Source organism: Pantoea vagans (genome assembly GCF_001506165.1).
Lineage (GTDB): Bacteria > Pseudomonadota > Gammaproteobacteria > Enterobacterales > Enterobacteriaceae > Pantoea > Pantoea vagans_C.
In genome coordinates this window covers 2,218,427-2,238,482 of record NZ_CP011427.1, presented here as the reverse complement: position 1 = coordinate 2,238,482, position 20,056 = coordinate 2,218,427, and the positions used below count along the sequence as shown (strand labels likewise).

The window sequence follows — 20,056 nt, the reverse complement described above, 5'->3', positions numbered from 1 at the left end:
TTTTGAAAAACGCTATTTACTCGCATTTTCCATTTAATCTGGGAAATAAAGTCTGATGCTGTTGCGCAACGAAAAGCAATCTCTAACCCTCTGAAAAAGGGAAAAATATCACTGTAGCCATTTGCGGTCGGTTAATAAGCCTGTTGCGCAACTCGATTTATGACGGGTACTAATCCGATTTTGCGTTTCTTTTTCTGCTTTAACGATTCAACACTTAGTCTTTATTTATTGATTGTGCCAGGCTGTTTTGGCGAATAGCAAATTGTTCCATGTGCTCCAATCATTTAAATGAAGGATAATCTCAATGTCCAATCAAGACCAACAGTCGCTAGTGCTCTGGTACAACCAGCTTGGCATGCATGATGTTGATCGGGTGGGGGGCAAGAATGCTTCCCTGGGAGAAATGATTACGAACTTGTCGTCTCTGGGCGTATCCGTGCCAAACGGTTATGCGACGACATCTTACGCTTTTAATCTGTTTCTCGACCAAAGCGGACTGAACCAGCGTATTTATGATTTGCTGGACGTTACGGATATTGATGATGTGGAAGAGCTGGCGAAAGCTGGCAAACAAATTCGTCAATGGGTTGTTGATACGCCATTCTTGCCTGAACTGGAAGAGGCGATACGAACAGCCTATGAGCAGCTCTCTTCTGATGACCCCGACGCTTCGTTTGCGGTGCGTTCTTCTGCAACGGCGGAAGATATGCCCGATGCCTCGTTCGCCGGTCAACAAGAGACATTCCTCAACGTGCAGGGATTTGACGCGGTGCTGGTGGCCGTGAAGCACGTTTATGCTTCTTTGTTTAACGACCGTGCGATCTCCTATCGTGTGCATCAAGGCTACGACCATCGCGGTGTGGCGTTGTCGGCCGGGATTCAGCGCATGGTGCGATCGGACCTCGCTTCATCGGGGGTGATGTTCACCATAGATACCGAGTCCGGTTTCGACCAGGTGGTGTTTATCACCTCGGCGTTCGGTCTGGGTGAGATGGTGGTGCAGGGCGCGGTTAACCCAGACGAATTTTACGTGCATAAACCGACGCTGGCGGCTAACCGCCCGGCGATTGTACGCCGAACCATGGGCTCGAAAAAAATTCGCATGGTGTATGCCGATTCCCAAGAGCATGGGGAGCAGGTGCGGATTGAAGATGTCGATCAAGAACAGCGTGACCGCTTCAGCCTGACCGATGACGAAGTGCAAGATCTGGCGCGTCAGGCGGTGTTGATTGAGCAGCACTACAAACGCCCAATGGATATTGAGTGGGCAAAAGATGGTCACACCGGCAAGCTGTTTATCGTGCAGGCCCGTCCGGAGACTGTCCGTTCCAATGGTCAGGTGATGGAACGCTACACCTTGCAGGGCAAAGGCAAAGTGCTGGTCGAAGGCCGAGCCATCGGACATCGTATTGGCGCGGGTGAAGTGAAGGTGATTCACGATATCAGCGAAATGCATCGTATCGAGAAAGGTGACGTGCTGGTGACCGACATGACGGACCCGGATTGGGAGCCGATCATGAAGAAAGCCTCAGCGATTGTTACCAACCGTGGTGGGCGTACTTGCCATGCCGCGATCATCGCACGTGAACTGGGTATTCCTGCGGTGGTGGGATGTGGCGATGCGACAGATCATCTCAAAGATGGCCATAAGGTGACGGTCACTTGTGCGGAGGGCGACACCGGCTACGTTTACCAGGATCTGCTGGACTTTGAAGTCACCAGCTCACAAGTGGATACCATGCCCGATCTGCCACTGAAGATTATGATGAACGTCGGTAACCCCGATCGTGCATTTGATTTTGCTTGCCTGCCCAATGAGGGGGTCGGGCTGGCGCGTCTGGAATTCATCATCAACCGTATGATCGGCGTGCATCCAAAAGCGCTGCTGGAATTTGACCAGCAGACGCCAGAGATTCAGCAGCAGATTCGTCAGATGATGAAAGGGTTTGACGATCCGGTTGAATTCTACATTGCGCGCCTGACCGAGGGAATTGCCACGCTGGGTGCGGCCTTTGCGCCAAAACGCGTTATTGTGCGTCTCTCTGACTTCAAATCCAACGAATACGCTAACCTCGTGGGGGGGGAGCGTTATGAGCCTGAAGAAGAGAACCCGATGCTGGGCTTCCGTGGGGCGGGTCGCTATGTGGCGGACAGCTTCCGTGACTGTTTCGCGTTAGAGTGCGCAGCAGTGAAGCGGGTGCGTAACGAGATGGGTCTGACTAACGTCGAAATTATGATTCCGTTTGTGCGTACCGTAGACCAGGCTGCCGCCGTTGTGGAAGAGCTAGGCAAGCAGGGTCTGAAACGTGGCGAGAATGGCCTGAAGGTGATCATGATGTGTGAGATTCCTTCTAATGCCTTGCTGGCGGAACAGTTCCTGCAGTATTTCGACGGCTTCTCTATCGGTTCGAACGATATGACCCAGCTGGCGCTGGGGCTGGATCGTGATTCCGGCGTGGTGTCTGCGCTGTTCGATGAGCGTAACGAGGCGGTTAAAGCGCTGCTGTCGATGTCGATTCAGGCCGCGAAGAAGCAGGGTAAGTACGTCGGTATCTGTGGGCAGGGGCCGTCAGATCATGAGGACTTTGCCGCCTGGTTGATGGATCAGGGCATTGATAGCCTGTCACTCAATCCAGATACCGTGGTGCAAACCTGGTTGAATCTGGCTGAGCTGGATGCTGCAAAATCTTAGTCAGCTATTAATTAGGACGCTTTCAGTAAGATTCTGAAGTGTCCTTGCTGAAATCATCAAGGCCAGCTCTGCTGGCCTTTTGTTTATGCATAAAAAATGCAAAAAAAAAAGCCCATCACAGGGGATGGGCAAAGACTACACACAGCAATTCTTTACTTTACTCAGGGGAAAAAGGTTGTTTAAAAATCAGTGGTTTGATCTCAAACTTAGGATTCATGTTATTCACACCGCCTGCTGGCGTCTTTAAGAATCCTCTTATTAGTTTAAAGCTGATAATCTTTCGTGGCCTTTTTCACCGGTTTAGCCTGATGATTCAGTGCGAAAAATAATCATTCCGTTAGCGAAACTCTCCTAAATAGGCCAAATCTGCGTTTTTTCTTAAAAATCGCTTATGAAAAATAATGCGTAACGGAAGCAATTAAGTGATGGCGATTAACAGGCATTAATTGCCATCGCATAAGGCAAATGAGAGAAGAGAGAGACGGTGCGCGTTAACGCACCGTTTTGGAGGGTGTCAGTCGTTACGGTTGATCTTCTTCGTGCTCGGCCAGCGCTTCAATTGCCGTTTGCGGGTCATCATCAGGTGCGGGGGCTTCATGCATCCACACGGAAACCAGACGATAGGATACCGCCAGCACCACCGGTCCAATAAACAGCCCGATCATGCCGAAGGCGATCAATCCACCGATGACGCCAGAGAGGATTAAAATCATCGGCAAATCTGCGCCCATACGAATCAGCATCGGACGCAGCACGCTATCAAGCGTGCCGACCACGCAACTCCACACCAGTAATATGGTGCCCCAGGTCGTATCACCACTCCAGTAGAGCCAGATGATGGCCGGCACCAGCACCACTAACGGGCCAAGCTGCACCAGGCACGTCAGAATCATCAGCACGGTGAGCAAGGTGGCATAAGGAATGCCGGAAATCGCCAGGCCAATGCCGCCCAGCACACCCTGTACCAGCGCTGTCACCACCACGCCCAATGCCACGGCACGGATTGCTTGTCCGGCCAACAGCACTGCCGCATCGCCGCGACGTCCGCCCATGCGATAAGCAAAGTGGCGAATGCCATGACCGACTTGTTCACCGCGCCAGTAAAGCAGCACGCTAAACAGCAGCATCACAGCGAGGTGGATCATAAAGCGGCCAAAGTGGCCAGCCTGTGCGACAAAGAAGCCCGTGGTGCGACCAATGTAAGGTTGCAGCTGATTTAAAATCGCCGTACCGCCGCCATCGACCATTTTGTGGTAGCTGGAGTAGGTTTTGTTACCGACATATGGAATTTCACGCAGCCAGACAAAGTCCGGGAAAACCAGATGGCGTTGCGTGGCCCAGGCAATCACCGGCGCGCTGTTGTCGATCAGGCTACTCACCAGCAGGGCTATCGGAATAATAAACAGCAGCAGTAACAGAATGGTCATGGCGATCACCGCCAGCGATCGTCGTCCCCACAGCAGATGCTGCAAACGTATCATTAATGGCCAGGTGGCAATCACCACCATGCTGGCCCAGGCAAAGCCCAGAATGAAGGGTTGTACCACCCACAGGCAGGCGATGATCATGATCAGTATGAACATCAACGAGAACAGCAGTTGCGGTAGATCCATACCGCGTTGCAGGCTTTTCATCACAACGTTTTGACCTCAATTAATCCTTCATGGTGGGCCGCACGGGCCCTAATCAATGATGAGCTATTTCCTGAAAATTAAACAGAAAAAAGCAGGTGTCGCAGAGGTCTTTCCTGAAAAAACAGCAGGCGATAAAAAAATATGATAAAACCAATGGTTGAAAAAAATAACCACGCAAACGTTTACAACATCTCGGTCGCGCAATAATGATCCCACAGATTTCCCAGGCACCCGGCCTCGTTCAACGGGTGCTGACATTCCTGCAGTCATTAAAAGAGCAAGGATTTACCGGTGATACCGCCACGAGCTATGCCGATCGGCTATCACTTTCTACCGATAACAGCATTTATCAGCTGTTACCTGATGCAGCGCTGTTCCCACGCTCGACCGCCGATGTCGCGTTGATTGCGCGTTTGGCTGGCGAGGAGCGGTTCAGCAGCCTGACCTTCGCCCCACGCGGGGGGGCACCGGCACGAATGGTCAATCACTGAATCAGGGTATCGTGGTCGACATGTCGCGCTATATGAATCGCATCCTGGAAATTAATCCTGAACAGGGTTGGGTGCGCGTTGAAGCGGGCGTGGTGAAAGATCAACTGAATGCCTGGCTGAAGCCTTATGGCTTTTTCTTCTCGCCTGAACTCTCTACCAGTAACCGCGCGACCTTAGGGGGCATGATAAACACCGATGCTTCTGGTCAAGGCTCTCTGGTGTATGGCAAAACCTCCGATCACGTTGAAGGTTTGCGCGCCGTATTAATCGGCGGCGATATTCTTGATACCCGCGCGATGCCGACCACGCTGGCAGAGCAAATGGCCGCCACCCCGACTGCGGAAGGGCGCATCTATCATGAAGTGCTCAATCGTTGCCGCGGTCAGCGCGAGCTGATTCTGGAAAAATTCCCCAAACTGAACCGCTTCCTGACGGGCTACGACCTGCGTCACGTGTTCAGTGATGATTTGCAAACCTTTGACCTGACGCGCTTGTTGTGTGGTGCCGAGGGGACGCTGGCCTTCATCACCGAAGCGCGCCTCGATATCACACCCATTCCGAAAGTACGGCATCTCGTCAATATCAAATATGACTCGTTTGACTCCGCGCTGCGTAATGCGCCCTTTATGGTCGAAGCCAAAGCACTGTCTGTCGAAACCGTGGATTCAAAAGTGCTGAACCTGGCGCGCGAAGATATCGTGTGGCATTCAGTGAAAGAGCTGATTACTGATGTGCCTGACAAAGAGATGCTCGGCCTGAACATCGTTGAATTTGCCGGTGACGATGGTGAACTGATTGAACACCAGGTCAAGAGTTTGTGTGCACGGCTGGATGAGCTGATGCAGCAACAGCAAGGCGGCGTGATTGGCTATCAGCTGTGTAACGATTTGGGCGGCATTGAGCGCATCTACAATATGCGCAAAAAAGCCGTAGGCCTGTTGGGTAACGCGAAAGGGCGTGCCAAGCCGATTCCGTTTGTCGAGGATACCGCTGTCCCACCAGAGCAGTTAGCCGATTACATTGTCGATTTCCGTGCCTTACTCGACAGCCATGGTTTGAGCTATGGCATGTTTGGTCACGTTGATGCGGGGGTGCTGCACGTGCGCCCGGCGCTGGATATGTGCGACCCGCAGCAAGAGCTATTAATGAAACAAATCTCCGATGAAGTGGTGGCGCTAACGGCTCGCTACGGCGGATTACTGTGGGGCGAGCACGGCAAAGGTTTCCGCGCCCAGTACAGTCCAGCCTTCTTCGGTGAAACCCTGTTCAACGAACTGCGACGCATCAAAGCCGCTTTTGACCCGGATAATCGCATGAATCCTGGCAAAATCTGCACACCTTTTGGCTGCAGTGAGCCGATGATGCAGGTGGATGCCGTCAAACGTGGCACCTATGATCGCCAGATCCCGGTCACCGTGCGTAACGACTGGCGGGGAGCCATGGAGTGCAACGGTAACGGTTTATGCTTCAACTTTGATGCGCGCAGCCCGATGTGCCCATCCATGAAAATTACCCGCAACCGTATCCATTCTCCAAAAGGCCGTGCCACATTAACGCGTGAGTGGCTGCGTTTGTTGTCAGAGCAGGGCGTTGATCCCTCTCAGCTGGAGCAGGCACTGCCGAAGCAGGGCGCCAGTCTGCGTACCTTGATTCAACGCACCCGTAACTCCTGGCACGCGAAACAGGGCGAATATGATTTCTCGCATGAAGTCAAAGAGGCCATGTCCGGTTGCCTCGCCTGCAAAGCCTGTTCGACCCAGTGTCCGATAAAGATAGATGTGCCGAGTTTCCGCTCGCGCTTCCTGCAGCTGTATCACACCCGCTATCTGCGCCCGGTGAGCGATCATTTGGTGGCAACGGTGGAGAGTTATGCGCCGTTAATGGCAAAAGCGCCGAAAGTGTTCAACTTCTTTCTCAAGCAGCCATGGGTTCGCGAGTTGAGTCAAACCCATATCGGCATGGTGGATCTGCCGCTGCTCTCATCTCCGAGCCTGAAACAGCAGCTCAGTGGTCATCCGGCGATGAGCCTGACGCTGGAGCAGCTCGAAGCGATGGATGTGGCTCAGCGTGAAGACTGCGTGCTGGTGGTGCAGGATCCTTTCACCAGCTATTACGAAGCCAAGTTAGTGACTGATTTCGTGAAGCTGATTGAAAAGCTGGGCTATCGCCCAGTGCTGCTGCCGTTTTCACCTAATGGCAAAGCGCAACACGTGAAGGGCTTCCTGCAGCGTTTTGCACGTACCGCCACTAAAACTGCAGAACTTCTTAACCGCGTGGCAAAACTGGGTATGCCCATGGTCGGCGTCGATCCGGCCACCGTGTTGTGCTATCGCGACGAATATAAAGAAGTCCTGGGCGAGCAGCGAGGTGAGTTCCAGGTGCAACTGGTTCACGAATGGTTACAGCAAGCGACAGACTCGCGCACCGTGCAAATGGCCAGTGGGGAAGCCTGGTATCTGTTCGCACACTGTACAGAAGTAACCGCGCTGCCCTCCACTCCCAACCAATGGCAGGATATTTTTGCGCGCTTCGGCGCTAAGCTGGAAAACGTCAATGTCGGCTGCTGCGGCATGGCCGGCACATACGGCCACGAAAGTAAAAACCTGGAGAATTCACTGGGGATTTATGCGCTTTCATGGCATCCACAGTTGCAGAAGCTACCGCGTCAGCGTTGTCTGGCAACTGGCTTCTCGTGCCGTAGTCAGGTCAAACGAGCAGAAGGCAATGGCATGCGGCATCCACTGCAAGCGCTGCTGGAAATGATGTAAACAAATTGTAGTAGACGTCACAAAGCTGGATTAGAATATCCAGCCTGCGTGACGGACGAAATCACTTTGCAGGCTGGTGGCTTGGTCCCACTGGCCGCTGAGCGCCAGTTGATGACACAAGCGAGTCAACGACAGGCGCGCCAGTTGATAAGCCTGAATACGGAACAAACGGTCGCGATCGGCATTGCCCATCTCCTGCACCAAGCGGTGATGGAGCTTGCCCATGGCATGCAAATAGCTTTGATCGTCGCCGTTCAGTTCGCAGATTTCGGCCATGTCGAGGCAGGTATCGTTAAAGCGGCGCAGTTGGTCGATAGTACAATCGGTGCGGTTGAGCTTAGCCTGAGCCATATAGAAGTCTACGGTGATATCACGCACCGAAAACTTATATTCATCGATTTTGTGTTGTAACCAGGCCGAGACGGTAAGCGTCATGTCGCTGCTCTAAATGGGTTAATGATAATCATTATCATATTCAACCGCGTCAGGAATGCAATTCCCGCAATGAAATTTTATTGATTTCCTTTGCCTGTTAGTAAAATCGGCAATAACAATCTCTTTACATTGAAGAAAGGCGTAACCTATCAATTGTGACATTACCGTAAAGTTGAATTTTTAAATTTTTCGATATTTTAACGGGTTACGCAGTAAAGGCGCGCACGGGAATGCCGCTCACAAGCTGGTGTGAAGGGACTATGCTTAATAAAGCAGCAGTAAAAAACAGCACGAGATGATTATCCCTGCAAAACAAGCGGTTGAAGTGATATCTGATATCACTACCATAGGGGGATAGCCTGAAAAGGCCCAGACTTACGAGGTAGCACCATGTCATCAGTAAATGCAGCTTCTTTTTCACCCGAAGATTTCGTCTGGAAAGGACTTACGCTGACCGAAACGGCAGCGAAACAGATTCTTAGCCTGGTTGATCAGGATCCTGAAATTAAAGGCCTGAAACTGGGTGTGAAGCAGTCCGGCTGTGCCGGTTTTGGGTACGTTATGGATCTGGTGAAAGAGCCTGCCGATGACGACCTGACGTTTGAGCAATTCGGCGCAAAATTATTTGTGCCACTTCAGGCGATGCCGTTTGTTGACGGTACCGAGCTGGATTATGTCCGTGAAGGCCTGAATCAGATTTTTAAATTCAACAACCCTAAAGCTCAGCACGCCTGCGGGTGCGGTGAGAGCTTTGGCGTCGAGTAAGTGAAATATGTCACGACACAGCGAAGCATCTGACGATGTACAAATGTGGGAAGGTAGCCTGAACTACAAAGAAGGCTTCTTTACCCAGTTGCAAACCGACGAAATGGCTCACGGCATTAACGAAGATGTTGTGCGCGCTATTTCGGCCAAACGTAACGAACCTGAGTGGATGCTGGAATTCCGTCTCAAGGCGTTCCGCGCCTGGTTAGAGATGGAAGAGCCGCACTGGCTGAAAGCGAACTACACCAAACTCGATTATCAGGATTACAGCTATTACTCTGCGCCGTCCTGCGGCAATTGTGATGACAGCTGTGCCTCTGAACCGGGTGCGACCCAGACTTCTGGCAGCGTAGCGTCAAGCGACTACCTGACCAAAGAAGTGGAAGACGCGTTCAACCAGTTGGGCGTTCCGGTACGTGAAGGGCGTGAAGTGGCGGTTGACGCCATTTTCGACTCCGTATCCGTTTCCACCACCTATCGTGACAAACTGGCTGAGCAGGGCATTATTTTCTGCTCTTTCGGTGAAGCCATTCATGATCATCCAGAGCTGGTGCAGAAATACCTCGGCACAGTGGTTCCGCCTAACGATAACTTCTTCGCGGCGCTGAACTCAGCGGTGGCTTCTGACGGAACCTTCGTTTACATCCCGAAAGGCGTGCGCTGCCCGATGGAGTTGTCAACCTACTTCCGTATCAACGCCGCCAAAACCGGACAGTTTGAACGTACGATTCTGATTGCCGACGAAGACAGCTATGTGAGCTACATCGAAGGTTGCTCCGCGCCGGTGCGTGATACCTACCAGCTGCACGCCGCAGTGGTTGAAGTCATCATTCATAAAAATGCGGAAGTGAAGTACTCCACCGTTCAGAACTGGTTCCCTGGTGGTGAAGGCGAGGGCGGTATCCTCAACTTCGTGACCAAGCGCGCCCTGTGCGAAGGCGATCACAGCAAAATGTCCTGGACTCAGTCTGAGACCGGCTCTGCCATCACCTGGAAATACCCGAGCTGCATCCTGCGCGGTGATTATTCTGTGGGCGAGTTCTACTCTGTGGCACTGACCAGCGGTCGCCAGCAGGCGGATACCGGCACCAAGATGATCCACATTGGTAAAAACACCAAGTCGACCATCATCTCGAAAGGGATCTCCGCCGGTAAGAGCGAAAACACCTATCGTGGCCTGGTGAAAATCATGCCAACCGCGACTAACGCGCGTAACTTCACCCAGTGTGACTCCATGCTGATTGGCCCGGACTGCGGTGCGCACACCTTCCCGTATGTGGAAACGCGCAACAACACCGCACAGCTGGAACATGAAGCCACCACGTCACGTATTGGTGAAGATCAGATGTTCTACTGTCTGCAGCGTGGCATTAGCGAAGAAGATGCGATCTCCATGATCGTTAACGGCTTCTGTAAAGACGTTTTCTCCGAGCTGCCACTGGAATTTGCTGTGGAAGCGCAAAAACTGTTGGCTATCAGCCTTGAGCACAGTGTGGGCTGATGCCACACGCGTTGCCGGAAGCAATGTGAAGGAAAGAGTATGTTAAGCATTAAAGATTTACAGGTTAGTGTTGAAGACAAAGAAATTCTGCGCGGACTGAACCTTGAAGTAAAACCGGGTGAAGTGCACGCCATTATGGGACCTAACGGTTCGGGTAAAAGTACCCTGTCGGCAACACTGGCTGGTCGTGAAGATTACGAAGTTACCGGCGGTTCTGTCAGTTTCAAAGGCAAAGATTTGCTGGAGCTGGAGCCGGAAGAGCGCGCGGGTGAAGGTATCTTCATGGCGTTCCAGTACCCGGTAGAGATCCCGGGTGTCAGTAACCAATTCTTCTTGCAGACTTCTGTCAATGCGGTGCGCAAATACCGTGAGCAAGAAGAACTGGATCGTTTCGACTTCCAGGACTTCATCGAAGACAAAATCAAACTGCTGAAGATGCCAGAAGATTTGCTGACTCGTTCAGTAAACGTCGGCTTCTCCGGTGGTGAAAAGAAGCGTAATGACATCTTGCAGATGGCAGCGCTGGAACCTGAACTGTGCATTCTGGATGAAACCGACTCCGGTCTGGACATTGATGCACTGAAAATTGTCGCTGAAGGCGTTAACAGCCTGCGTGACGGTAAGCGTTCATTCATCATCGTGACTCACTATCAGCGCATCCTGGATTACATCAAGCCTGACCACGTACACGTGCTGTATCAGGGCAAGATCGTGAAATCTGGCGACTTCACGCTGGTTAAGCAGTTGGAGGAGCAAGGCTATGGCTGGCTTACCGACGAAGAGTGATAATGCGCTGCAACAGTGGCACCACCTGTTTGAATCGCGCGGTGAAGCGCGCTCATTGCAGGCACAGCAGCACTGGCAGCAACTGATGCGTCTTGGCTTGCCAACTCGCAAGCACGAGAACTGGAAATACACCGCGCTGGATGGTCTGCTGGCCAATCAGTTCGTGTTACCCGAAGAACAGGCGGTGTCTGCCGAGCAGGTGGCCGAATTGGCTCTGCCGCTGGACGCTGTTCGTCTGGTGTTTGTTGATGGCCGTTTCCAGCCCGAGCTGAGCGCGCGCGACACCGAATTGTTTGAGGTGCAGCACAGCCGCGCGGCTGAGCGCCGTCCGTTGCCAGCCGCCGTGCAGCCTGAAGTGTTTCTGCATCTGACTGAAAGCCTGGCGGAAGAGGTCACCTCTATTCGTCTGGCGCGCGGCAAATCAGCAGCTCGCCCGCTCTACTTGCTGCACATCACCAGCGGCAAGGCCGATGCGCTAAACACGGTGCATCACCGTCATCACCTTGAGCTGGAGCAGAGTGCTGAAGCTGAGGTGATTGAGCACTACGTCACGCTTAACGGTGCCTCGCACTTTACCGGCGCGCGTTTTACTTTTGCTGTCGCAGACAATGCCAAGCTGAAGCACATTAAGCTGGCCTTTGAAGAGAGCAGCAGCTACCACTTTGCGCACAATGACATTGTGATTGGTAGTGATGCGCAGGTCAGCAGTACCAGTTTTCTGCTGGGTGCGGGCTTGTCACGTCACAACACCAGCGTGCAGCTCAATGGTGAAAATACTGAGCTGGCACTGAACAGCCTGATCTTGCCGATCAATTCAGAAGTGGCGGATACCCGTAGCTATCTGGAGCACAACAAAGGCCACTGCCTGAGTCGTCAGCTGCACAAAACCATTTCGCGTGACAAAGGCCGTTCCATCTTCAATGGTCACATTAAAGTGGCACAGCATGCGCTGAAAACTGACGGGCAGATGACCAACAACAACCTGTTGCTTGGTCGCCTGGCGGAAGTTGACACCAAGCCACAGCTGGAAATCTATGCTGATGACGTGAAGTGCAGCCACGGCGCGACTATTGGTCGTATCGATGACGAGCAGATGTTCTATCTGCGTTCGCGCGGTATCACCGAAGAAGCGGCACAGCAGATGATCATCCATGCGTTCGCGGCCGAATTGACCGAGATCCTGGAAGAAGAGTCACTGCGTCAGGTGGTACTGCAACGCATTACGGCGCGTTTCCCCGGAGTTGAGTTATGAGTTTCGATCTCGAACGAATCAGAGCGGAATTTCCGATTCTGAAACGTGAGGTCAACGGACATCCGCTGGCCTACCTTGATAGCGCGGCCAGCGCTCAGCGCCCGCTCGCGGTTATCAATGCGGAAAGTTATTTCTACCAGCACGGCTACGCCGCCGTGCATCGTGGTATTCACTCGCTGAGTGCCCAAGCCACTACCGACATGGAAAACGTGCGCACCCAGGCTGCGCGCTTTCTTAATGCGGCCTCGCCGGAAGAGATCATCTTCGTTAAAGGCACCACTGAAGGCATCAATCTGGTCGCCAACAGCTGGGGCGGCAGTCAGTTGCAGCCCGGTGATAACATCATCATCACCGAGATGGAGCATCACGCCAACATCGTGCCTTGGCAGATGGTGGCGCAACGCACCGGTGCTGAAATTCGCGTGTTGCCACTGAATGCACAAGGCGAATTGGCTCTGGAGCAACTGGGTGGTCTGATTGATAGCCGCACCCGTTTGCTGGCGGTGACGCACGTTTCCAACGTGCTCGGCACGGTGAACCCGGTCAAAGCCATTGTTGCGCAGGCGAAAGCCGCAGGCGTGGTGACGCTGGTGGACGGCGCGCAAGCCGTGATGCACCACGCGGTGGATGTGCAAGATATTGACTGCGATTTCTACGCCTTCTCCGGCCATAAAATCTATGGTCCGACCGGTATCGGTGTACTGTATGCGCGTAAAGCGCTGCAGGAAATCATGCCGCCGTGGGAAGGCGGCGGTTCAATGATCGATCAGGTTATGCTGCCAACTGGCACCACCTGGAACAGCACGCCATGGCGTTTTGAAGCGGGTACACCTAATACTGGTGGCATTATCGGACTGGGTGCCGCGTTGAGCTGGATCAGCGAACTGGGTTTGGAAGCGATCAATGAGCGTGAAAGCGCGCTGATGCGTTACGCACTGGATAAACTGGCCTCGGTGCCTGATCTGGTGATTTACGGTCCCGCGCAGCGTAGCGGTGTCGTTGCTTTTAACCTCGGCAAACACCACGCGTTTGACGTAGGAAGTTTCCTTGATCAATACGGTATTGCCATCCGTACCGGCCATCACTGTGCGATGCCGCTGATGCGTCATTTTGCGGTGCCAGCCATGTGTCGCGCCTCCTTCGCCCTGTACAACAGTGAAGAAGAGGCCGATCGCCTGGCGGCAGGTTTGACCCGTATTCATCGTCTGCTGGGCGGTTGAGCAGATTTCAGGAGTAATCCATGGCGAATTTGCCAGATAAAGAGAAACTGGTGCGCAATTTTAATCGTTGCGCAAACTGGGAAGAGAAGTACCTTTACATCATTGAGCTTGGGGCGAAATTACCAGAATCCTCTGAAAGCTTGCAGCAACCTAAGTACGTGATTTCAGGTTGCCAGAGCCAGGTTTGGATCCGCATGACCCCCCAGGCAGATGGCACCATCGCCTTTGAAGGTGACAGTGATGCCGCTATTGTTAAGGGTTTGATTGCAGTGGTGTTTAGTCTATATCAAGGGCTGAAATCACAGGAAATTCTCGACCTCGATGTTCGTCACTGGTTTGGCGAATTAGCACTGACTCAACACCTCACTCCTACGCGTTCGCAGGGACTGGAAGCGATGATTCGCGCGATCCGTCATAACGCACAAAGCCTCAGCTAAGTTACACTCCCCAGACCCCGGCATGACCGGGGTCTGTTCCATCCGACAAAGAGAAAATTGCATGAAACCAGCGTTACGTTTAGCCGGTGCATTGCTGTTGTCCTGCTTCGGGCTTTCTGCACCTGCATTTGCTACGGAATATCCCCTGCCAGCCGATAACAGCCGTTTAATTGGCGAGAATACCCTGACCACCGTGCCGGACGACAAACGGCCCTTAGAGAGCATTGCTGCGCATTATAAGATTGGTATGCTCGGCATGTTAGAGGCCAACCCTGGCGTTGATCCCTGGTTGCCGAAGGCCGGTACCCAATTAACGGTGCCGCTGCAGATGCTGCTACCGGATGCGCCACGGGAAGGTATCGTTGTTAACCTTGCGGAACTGAGATTGTATTACTATCCGAAAGGCGAAAATCGCGTGGTGGTCTATCCGATCGGTATCGGTCAGTTGGGTGCAGCGACACCCAATATGGTCACTACTATCAGCCAGAAGATCCCCAACCCGACCTGGACTCCTACCGTCAATATCCGCAAACGCTACGCCAAAGAGGGCATTACTCTACCGGGTGTGGTGCCTGCAGGGCCTGATAACCCAATGGGGCTGTTTGCCATGCGTCTGGCGCGAGGAACCGGGCAGTATCTGATTCATGGCACCAACGCTGACTTCGGCATTGGCATGCGTGTCAGCTCTGGCTGCATTCGTTTACGTCCGGATGATATCGAAGCGCTGTTTAACAGCGTGCCGAAGGGAACCCGCGTACAAATCATCAATGAGCCGATTAAGGTGGCCGTGGAGCCGGATGGTAAGCGTTACGTCGAAGTGCATCAGCCACTGTCACGTAATGAGAAGGATGATCCGCAAACCATGCCAATTGCGCTGACGGCGAAGATGAAGGCTTTCCTCAATAGCCAGCACAGTGACACGGCATTGATGAAAGAGGCGATTGCACGCCGTTCTGGCATGCCGGTGTTGGTAAGCAGTGGCGAGCCAGTCACACAGGACACGGCGTTACCTGCAGTGCTGCAAACGCAGCAGAAGGGGGAACAAGCCACCATCACCGAGGCACTGGGAGAGGCTAAGACAACGCCTTAACGCAGGGCCAAAATCAGGACAAAAAAAATGGTGCCACATGGGCACCATTTTTCAAACCAGAACTCTTACTTACGGTAAGAGTGAGCCTGGTTGTCCAGACGCTGGTTAGCGCGAGCTGCGTCATCTTTAGCAGCCTGAACGTCAGAACGGATTGCGTTCACGTCGTTGCTCAGCTGGTCAACTTTAGCGTTCAGAGTCTGAACGTCTGAAGACAGCTGGTCGATTTTAGCGTTGCTTGAGCAACCAGCCAGCAGAGTTGAACCCAGAATTACCGCGCCCAGTACCAGTTTAGTACGATTCATTATTAATACCCTCTAGAATTGAGTTAATCTCCATGTAGCGTTACAAGTATTACACAAAGCTTTTTGAGTTGAGAATAAATTTTTGATGAGAACATGCTTAAATTTGATCGTTCGCTCAAAGAAGCAGCGTTTCGCAGAAGATGATGAAAATATTTAGCTAAAACAGAGAGATTTAATCGGACTAACCTTAATTGTGCGGGATATTGAATAGTTATTTTCGATTGGAAAATTCTGGTTTTTGTATTAGCGCAAGATTAAAAAAAGCGCCTTAAAAAGGCGCTTTTAAATAAAACTTCAACCAAAAATCAGAGTATGTGCACCGAAGCGGTGTTGGTGGTGCCACTTGGCACCAGTGCGCCAGAAACCATCACCACGACATCACCTTTTTGTGCGTAGCTGCTGTCCAACGCCAGTTCTTTACCAATGCGGTAGAAATCGTCAGTCGAGGCAATTTCAGTGACCAGGCGCGTTTCAATACCTTTGCTCAGAATCAACTGGCGCGCGGTGGTAGGATTGGTAGTCAGTGCCAGAATGGTGGCGTATGGGAAATATTTACGCACAGCCTTGGCTGATTTACCGCCTTCGGTTGCCACCACAATCACTGGCGCTTCCAGTTTCTCTGCGGTCTCAACAGCACCGCGACAAACGGCTTCAGTGATACGCAGTTTGCGGGACTCCAGCAGCTCATCGATACGTGATTTCATCACGCGATCGGTACGCTCACAGATGGTTGCCATGATGGTGACAGATTCGAGTGGATACTTACCTTTAGCACTTTCGCCAGACAACATGACAGCATCGGTGCCATCCAGGATGGCGTTGGCCACATCACCGGCTTCCGCACGGGTAGGGCGCGGGTTTTTGATCATGGAGTCCAGCATCTGCGTAGCGGTAATCACCACTTTGCGTGCTTTGTTACACTTCTTGATCATCATCTTCTGAGCGAAGATCACTTCTTCAACCGGGATTTCAACACCCAGATCGCCACGAGCCACCATGATGCCGTCAGAAGCTTCGAGAATTTCGTCGAAGTTATTCAGACCTTCCTGGTTCTCGATCTTAGAGATGATCTGAATGTGTTCGCCACCGTGTGCTTTCAGGTGCTCACGGATCTCCAGGACATCTGAACGCTTACGGATAAAGGAAGCAGCAACAAAATCGACGTTCTGTTCGCAACCGAAAATCAGGTCACGCTTATCTTTTTCCGCCAGAGCGGGCAGCTGAATGGAGACACCTGGCAGGTTAACGCCTTTGTTCTCACCCAGATCGCCGTTGTTCAATACGGTGCAAACTACGGTGTTTTCAGTGACTTCAGTCACTTGCATCCCGATCAGGCCGTCATCAACCAGAACGGTATTGCCGATTTTCAAGTCTTCAGTGAAGCCAGAGTAGGTCACAGCAACACGTTCGTTGTTGCCAATCACTGACTGGTCAGTGGTGAAGGTGAAGGTCTGGCCAGCCTTTAATGAAACGTCATTGCCACCGTCCAGTTTCATGGTACGGATTTCAGGGCCTTTGGTGTCCAGCAGAATCGCGGCCTGACGACCGGTTTTTTCCATGACGGCGCGCATATTGGTAATACGCTGGCCATGTTCGGCATAATCACCGTGAGAGAAGTTCAGGCGCATGACGTTCATGCCTGCTTCCAGCAGTTGAGTCAGCATCTCTTCAGATTCGGTTTTCGGACCGATAGTACAAACAATCTTGGTCTTTTTCATGTCAGGTTTTCTGTAAGTTGTGATGGATGATAAAGGTCGGGATTCGCAGCGCAAGGCAGCGAAGTGAAAATGAGTATGGTGTTGGTTCGGATCGTACAGAAGTAAGAATAGGTGACGAAGGCCAGCCGTGCAGAGAAGTTATGCAGTACGCGAGGGAACTGGTTAGGCAGTGTTGCGCAAATCATTTGAGTTGTTTGCATAGGCACGTTAGCGCTGAAACCTTTCAGGTGGACAACGCGGCATAGTATAGTCGCTAAGTATGCGAAAACCAATATAAAAGCTAAGAGAGAAAACGATTCAGATCAAGGAAAGGGGTGTTGCGCAAAGAGAGAGAATACGAAAAGTGGTGCGCTCTAATGGACTCGAACCATCGACCCCCACCATGTCAAGGTGGTGCTCTAACCAACTGAGCTAAGAGCGCATTGCAGAAATTTGGTGCGTCCGAGTGGACTCGAACCACCGACCCCCACCATGTCAAGGTGGTGCTCTAACCAACTGAGCTACGGACGCACTTGGTGCGCTCTAATGGACTCGAACCATCGACCCCCACCATGTCAAGGTGGTGCTCTAACCAACTGAGCTAAGAGCGCAACATGCTGTCAGGGCGACAGCGGGGACGAATATTAACGGCAGGCCGCGATGCTGGCAAGGGAAAAAATGAATTTCCATGACGACTGACCAGCATCTGTGCGACCCGCTGTTTTTTTAAGCGAGAAGGGGCCAAATAACGGCCCCTTCAGCCACTTAGCGCGCTGCACGTGCCAAAATGACCTGTGCAGGCAGGCGCTGCAAACGTCGAATTCGCCAGATCATCATGATGGCGGCGGATGTCAGGCCAACAATGAATCCACACCAGAATCCAGCCGGACCCAGTTTAGGTACGACCCAGTCCGTCAACGCCAGAATGTAGCCGACGGGTAATCCCAGCACCCAATAGGCAATAAAGGTAATGAAGAAGATCGACCGCGTATCTTTATAGCCACGCAGAATCCCGCTACCGATCACCTGAATAGAGTCGGAGAACTGGTATATCGCGGCCAGCAGCATTAACTGGGCTGCGAGCGTAATCACTTCAGGATTCGCGGTGTAAAGCGCCGCAATATCTGCTCTGAATGTCACGGTGAAGATCGCCGTGATCGCGGCCATGCTGATCCCCACACCTTGTCCGGTCCACGCCGCCACACGTGCTTGATCTGCGGAGCCTTGCCCCAAACGGTAACCGACACGGATGGTGGTTGCCACGCCGAGTGATAGTGGCAACACAAACATCAGCGAACTGAAGTTCAGCGCTATTTGGTGCCCCGCAACTTTAACAATGCCTAACGGCGAAACCAGCAACGCCACAACGGCGAACAGGGTCACTTCGAAGAACAGCGCCAACGCCACAGGTAAACCTAACGTGAACAGACGCGATAGCACGGCTTTTGAAGGCGCGGACCAACGTGTGTTCATGCGAATATCGCGCATGCTGGCCATGCGTTTCACCCAGAAGCGCATCACAATGAACATCACCCAATACACCGAGGCTGTTGCTACGCCGCAACCGACACCGCCGAGCGCGGGCATGCCAAAATGGCCATAAATGAAGACATAGTTCAGCGGGATGTTCACCATCAGGCCCAGAAAACCGAGTAACATCGCCGGTTTGGTTTTTGACAAACCTTCACATTGGTTGCGAGCGACCTGGAAGAAGAGATAGCCAGGCGCGCCCCACAATAAGGCGTGCAGATACCCCTCTGCTTTAGCTGCCAGTTGCGGATCGATATCATGCATCGCATGGATGAGATAACCCGCGTTCCACAGCACAATCATGATCAGCAACGCCACGGCCAGGGCTAACCAATACCCCTGGCGTACCTGTTCTGCGATGCGTTCACGTCGCCCTGAACCGTTGAGTTGCGCAACGGTTGGCGTCAAAGCCAGTAGAAGACCATGACCAAACAGAATGGCGGGAAGCCAGATAGAGGTGCCGACAGCAACGGCGGCCATATCCGTGGCGCTTACCGCACCGGCCATAATGGTATCCACAAAACCCATCGCTGTCTGAGCCACCTGAGCAAGGATGACCGGGATCGCGAGGGCCAGCAATTGACGCGCTTCTGTTAAATACTTCTGCACGTAACACCTGCTTAAATTATCAAGAGAGTGGGGTGAAATCCCCAGAGAATGCGCGGCATAGTGTAACGGGAGCACTCTGTTCCACCAAACTTTGATCGCATTTTGTTAAGTTATTTGTGTAAAGTTTGAACTCCGGCAAATTAAACGCCGCAGGCCAAGCTGTGATAAACTACGGCAAACTTCACCAAGGCTGAGATTATGTTTACTGGGATTGTGCAGGGCACGGCCGAAATTATCGCCGTTGAAGAAAAAGAGTTGTTTCGTACCCATATTGTGCGTTTGCCGGAAGAGTTGTTGCCCGGTCTGGCACTGGGCGCATCGGTTGCGCATAACGGTTGCTGCCTGACCGTGACGGCGATTGAGGGCGATCGCGTCAGTTTCGATTTGATCAAAGAGACATTGCGCATTACTAACCTGGGTGAATTACAGGTTGGCGATGTCGTGAATATTGAGCGTGCGGCGAAGTTCAGCGATGAAATTGGCGGTCACTTAATGTCCGGCCATATTATGACCACGGCTGAAATTTGCAAAATTATCCAGTCAGAAAACAACCGTGAAGTGTGGTTTAAATTGCAGGATGCGTCGCAAATGAAATATATCCTGCATAAAGGCTTTGTGGGCATCGACGGCATCAGCCTTACGGTTGGGGATGTGACGAAAAGCAAATTCTGCGTGCACCTGATTCCGGAAACGCTGGAACGCACCACGTTGGGAGCCAAAAAGCTGGGGCATAAGGTCAACATTGAGATCGACCCGCACACGCAGGCGATTGTCGAAACCGTTGAGCGCGTATTGGCGCAACGTGAAGCAGCAGCGTTAGCTCACCTCGACGACGCGGAATAAGAGA

The 20,056-nt window shown here is 52.4% G+C and carries 14 protein-coding genes, 3 tRNA genes, 1 other RNA gene and 1 pseudogene; 10 read left to right on the top strand and 9 right to left on the bottom strand.

The features are described 5' to 3' along the window. Positions 1-304: 304 nt before the first annotated feature. Positions 305-2,692, top strand: a complete 2,388-nt coding sequence (gene ppsA / locus LK04_RS10395; RefSeq protein WP_039335763.1) for a phosphoenolpyruvate synthase — start codon at positions 305-307, stop codon at positions 2,690-2,692. A 100-nt stretch (positions 2,693-2,792) separates the two neighbouring features. Here the strand turns inward: ppsA and rprA are convergent. Together rprA and ydiK are read right to left on the bottom strand one after the other, a co-directional pair. Further along, positions 2,793-2,901: antisense sRNA RprA (gene rprA, locus LK04_RS10390), an RNA gene on the bottom strand. 312 nt (positions 2,902-3,213) lie between these two features. Further along, positions 3,214-4,326 (bottom strand): AI-2E family transporter YdiK, encoded by a 1,113-nt coding sequence (ydiK, locus tag LK04_RS10385; protein ID WP_039335765.1) that lies wholly within the window; start codon positions 4,324-4,326, stop codon positions 3,214-3,216. A 206-nt stretch (positions 4,327-4,532) separates the two neighbouring features. Here ydiK and LK04_RS10380 point away from each other — a divergent pair. Further along, positions 4,533-7,585 (top strand): annotated as a pseudogene (locus tag LK04_RS10380) (FAD-binding and (Fe-S)-binding domain-containing protein). A 30-nt stretch (positions 7,586-7,615) separates the two neighbouring features. Here the strand turns inward: LK04_RS10380 and LK04_RS10375 are convergent. After that, on the bottom strand, positions 7,616-8,020 hold the full coding sequence (locus LK04_RS10375) for a hypothetical protein (RefSeq protein WP_039335769.1): 405 nt from the start codon (positions 8,018-8,020) through the stop codon (positions 7,616-7,618). A gap of 390 nt (positions 8,021-8,410) precedes the next feature. Between LK04_RS10375 and sufA the strand changes: the two genes are divergently transcribed. The 7 genes from sufA (at position 8,411) to LK04_RS10340 (ending at position 15,071) form a co-directional block, all read left to right on the top strand. Next, positions 8,411-8,785, top strand: a complete 375-nt coding sequence (gene sufA, locus LK04_RS10370) for a Fe-S cluster assembly scaffold SufA (protein WP_039335772.1) — start codon at positions 8,411-8,413, stop codon at positions 8,783-8,785. 7 nt (positions 8,786-8,792) lie between these two features. Continuing rightward, positions 8,793-10,286 carry a Fe-S cluster assembly protein SufB gene (gene sufB / locus LK04_RS10365; RefSeq protein WP_039335774.1) on the top strand — a complete coding sequence of 498 codons (1,494 nt, stop codon included), beginning with the start codon at positions 8,793-8,795 and terminating at the stop codon, positions 10,284-10,286. Positions 10,287-10,325: 39 nt separating this feature from the next. Continuing rightward, positions 10,326-11,072, top strand: a complete 747-nt coding sequence (gene sufC, locus LK04_RS10360) for a Fe-S cluster assembly ATPase SufC (RefSeq protein ID WP_039335776.1) — start codon at positions 10,326-10,328, stop codon at positions 11,070-11,072. Next, a complete protein-coding gene (gene sufD / locus LK04_RS10355) occupies positions 11,047-12,324 on the top strand; it encodes a Fe-S cluster assembly protein SufD (protein ID WP_039335778.1) in 1,278 nt (425 codons plus the stop codon). The genes sufC and sufD overlap by 26 nt, the downstream gene beginning before the upstream one ends. Further along, positions 12,321-13,544 (top strand): cysteine desulfurase SufS, encoded by a 1,224-nt coding sequence (gene sufS, locus LK04_RS10350; RefSeq protein ID WP_039335780.1) that lies wholly within the window; start codon positions 12,321-12,323, stop codon positions 13,542-13,544. Before sufD ends, sufS begins: the two co-directional genes overlap by 4 nt. A gap of 20 nt (positions 13,545-13,564) precedes the next feature. Next, positions 13,565-13,981 (top strand): cysteine desulfuration protein SufE, encoded by a 417-nt coding sequence (sufE, locus tag LK04_RS10345; protein ID WP_039335784.1) that lies wholly within the window; start codon positions 13,565-13,567, stop codon positions 13,979-13,981. 61 nt (positions 13,982-14,042) lie between these two features. Further along, the gene (locus tag LK04_RS10340) at positions 14,043-15,071 is read left to right on the top strand and encodes a L,D-transpeptidase family protein (RefSeq protein ID WP_039335786.1); all 1,029 of its coding nucleotides are present in this window, start codon (positions 14,043-14,045) and stop codon (positions 15,069-15,071) included. Between the two features lie 65 nt (positions 15,072-15,136). On the opposite strand, the gene LK04_RS10335 is transcribed toward LK04_RS10340, so the two are convergent. From LK04_RS10335 to LK04_RS10310, 6 genes are all read right to left on the bottom strand, one after another. Next, complete coding sequence (locus LK04_RS10335) at positions 15,137-15,373, bottom strand: major outer membrane lipoprotein (protein ID WP_007374746.1); 237 nt, start codon at positions 15,371-15,373, stop codon at positions 15,137-15,139. A 305-nt stretch (positions 15,374-15,678) separates the two neighbouring features. Then, positions 15,679-17,091, bottom strand: a complete 1,413-nt coding sequence (pykF, locus tag LK04_RS10330) for a pyruvate kinase PykF (RefSeq protein ID WP_039335788.1) — start codon at positions 17,089-17,091, stop codon at positions 15,679-15,681. A 344-nt stretch (positions 17,092-17,435) separates the two neighbouring features. Continuing rightward, positions 17,436-17,512 (bottom strand) — tRNA-Val (locus LK04_RS10325). 12 nt (positions 17,513-17,524) lie between these two features. Further along, a tRNA-Val gene (locus LK04_RS10320) sits at positions 17,525-17,601 on the bottom strand. 3 nt (positions 17,602-17,604) lie between these two features. Continuing rightward, positions 17,605-17,681: transfer RNA gene (locus LK04_RS10315), tRNA-Val, on the bottom strand. A gap of 154 nt (positions 17,682-17,835) precedes the next feature. Beyond that, entirely contained in the window at positions 17,836-19,209 is a 1,374-nt protein-coding gene (locus LK04_RS10310; protein ID WP_039335790.1) for an MATE family efflux transporter, read from the bottom strand. 198 nt (positions 19,210-19,407) lie between these two features. Here LK04_RS10310 and LK04_RS10305 point away from each other — a divergent pair, with 198 nt between their 5' ends. After that, on the top strand, positions 19,408-20,052 hold the full coding sequence (locus tag LK04_RS10305) for a riboflavin synthase (protein WP_039335793.1): 645 nt from the start codon (positions 19,408-19,410) through the stop codon (positions 20,050-20,052). The last annotated feature ends 4 nt before the right edge of the window (positions 20,053-20,056 follow it).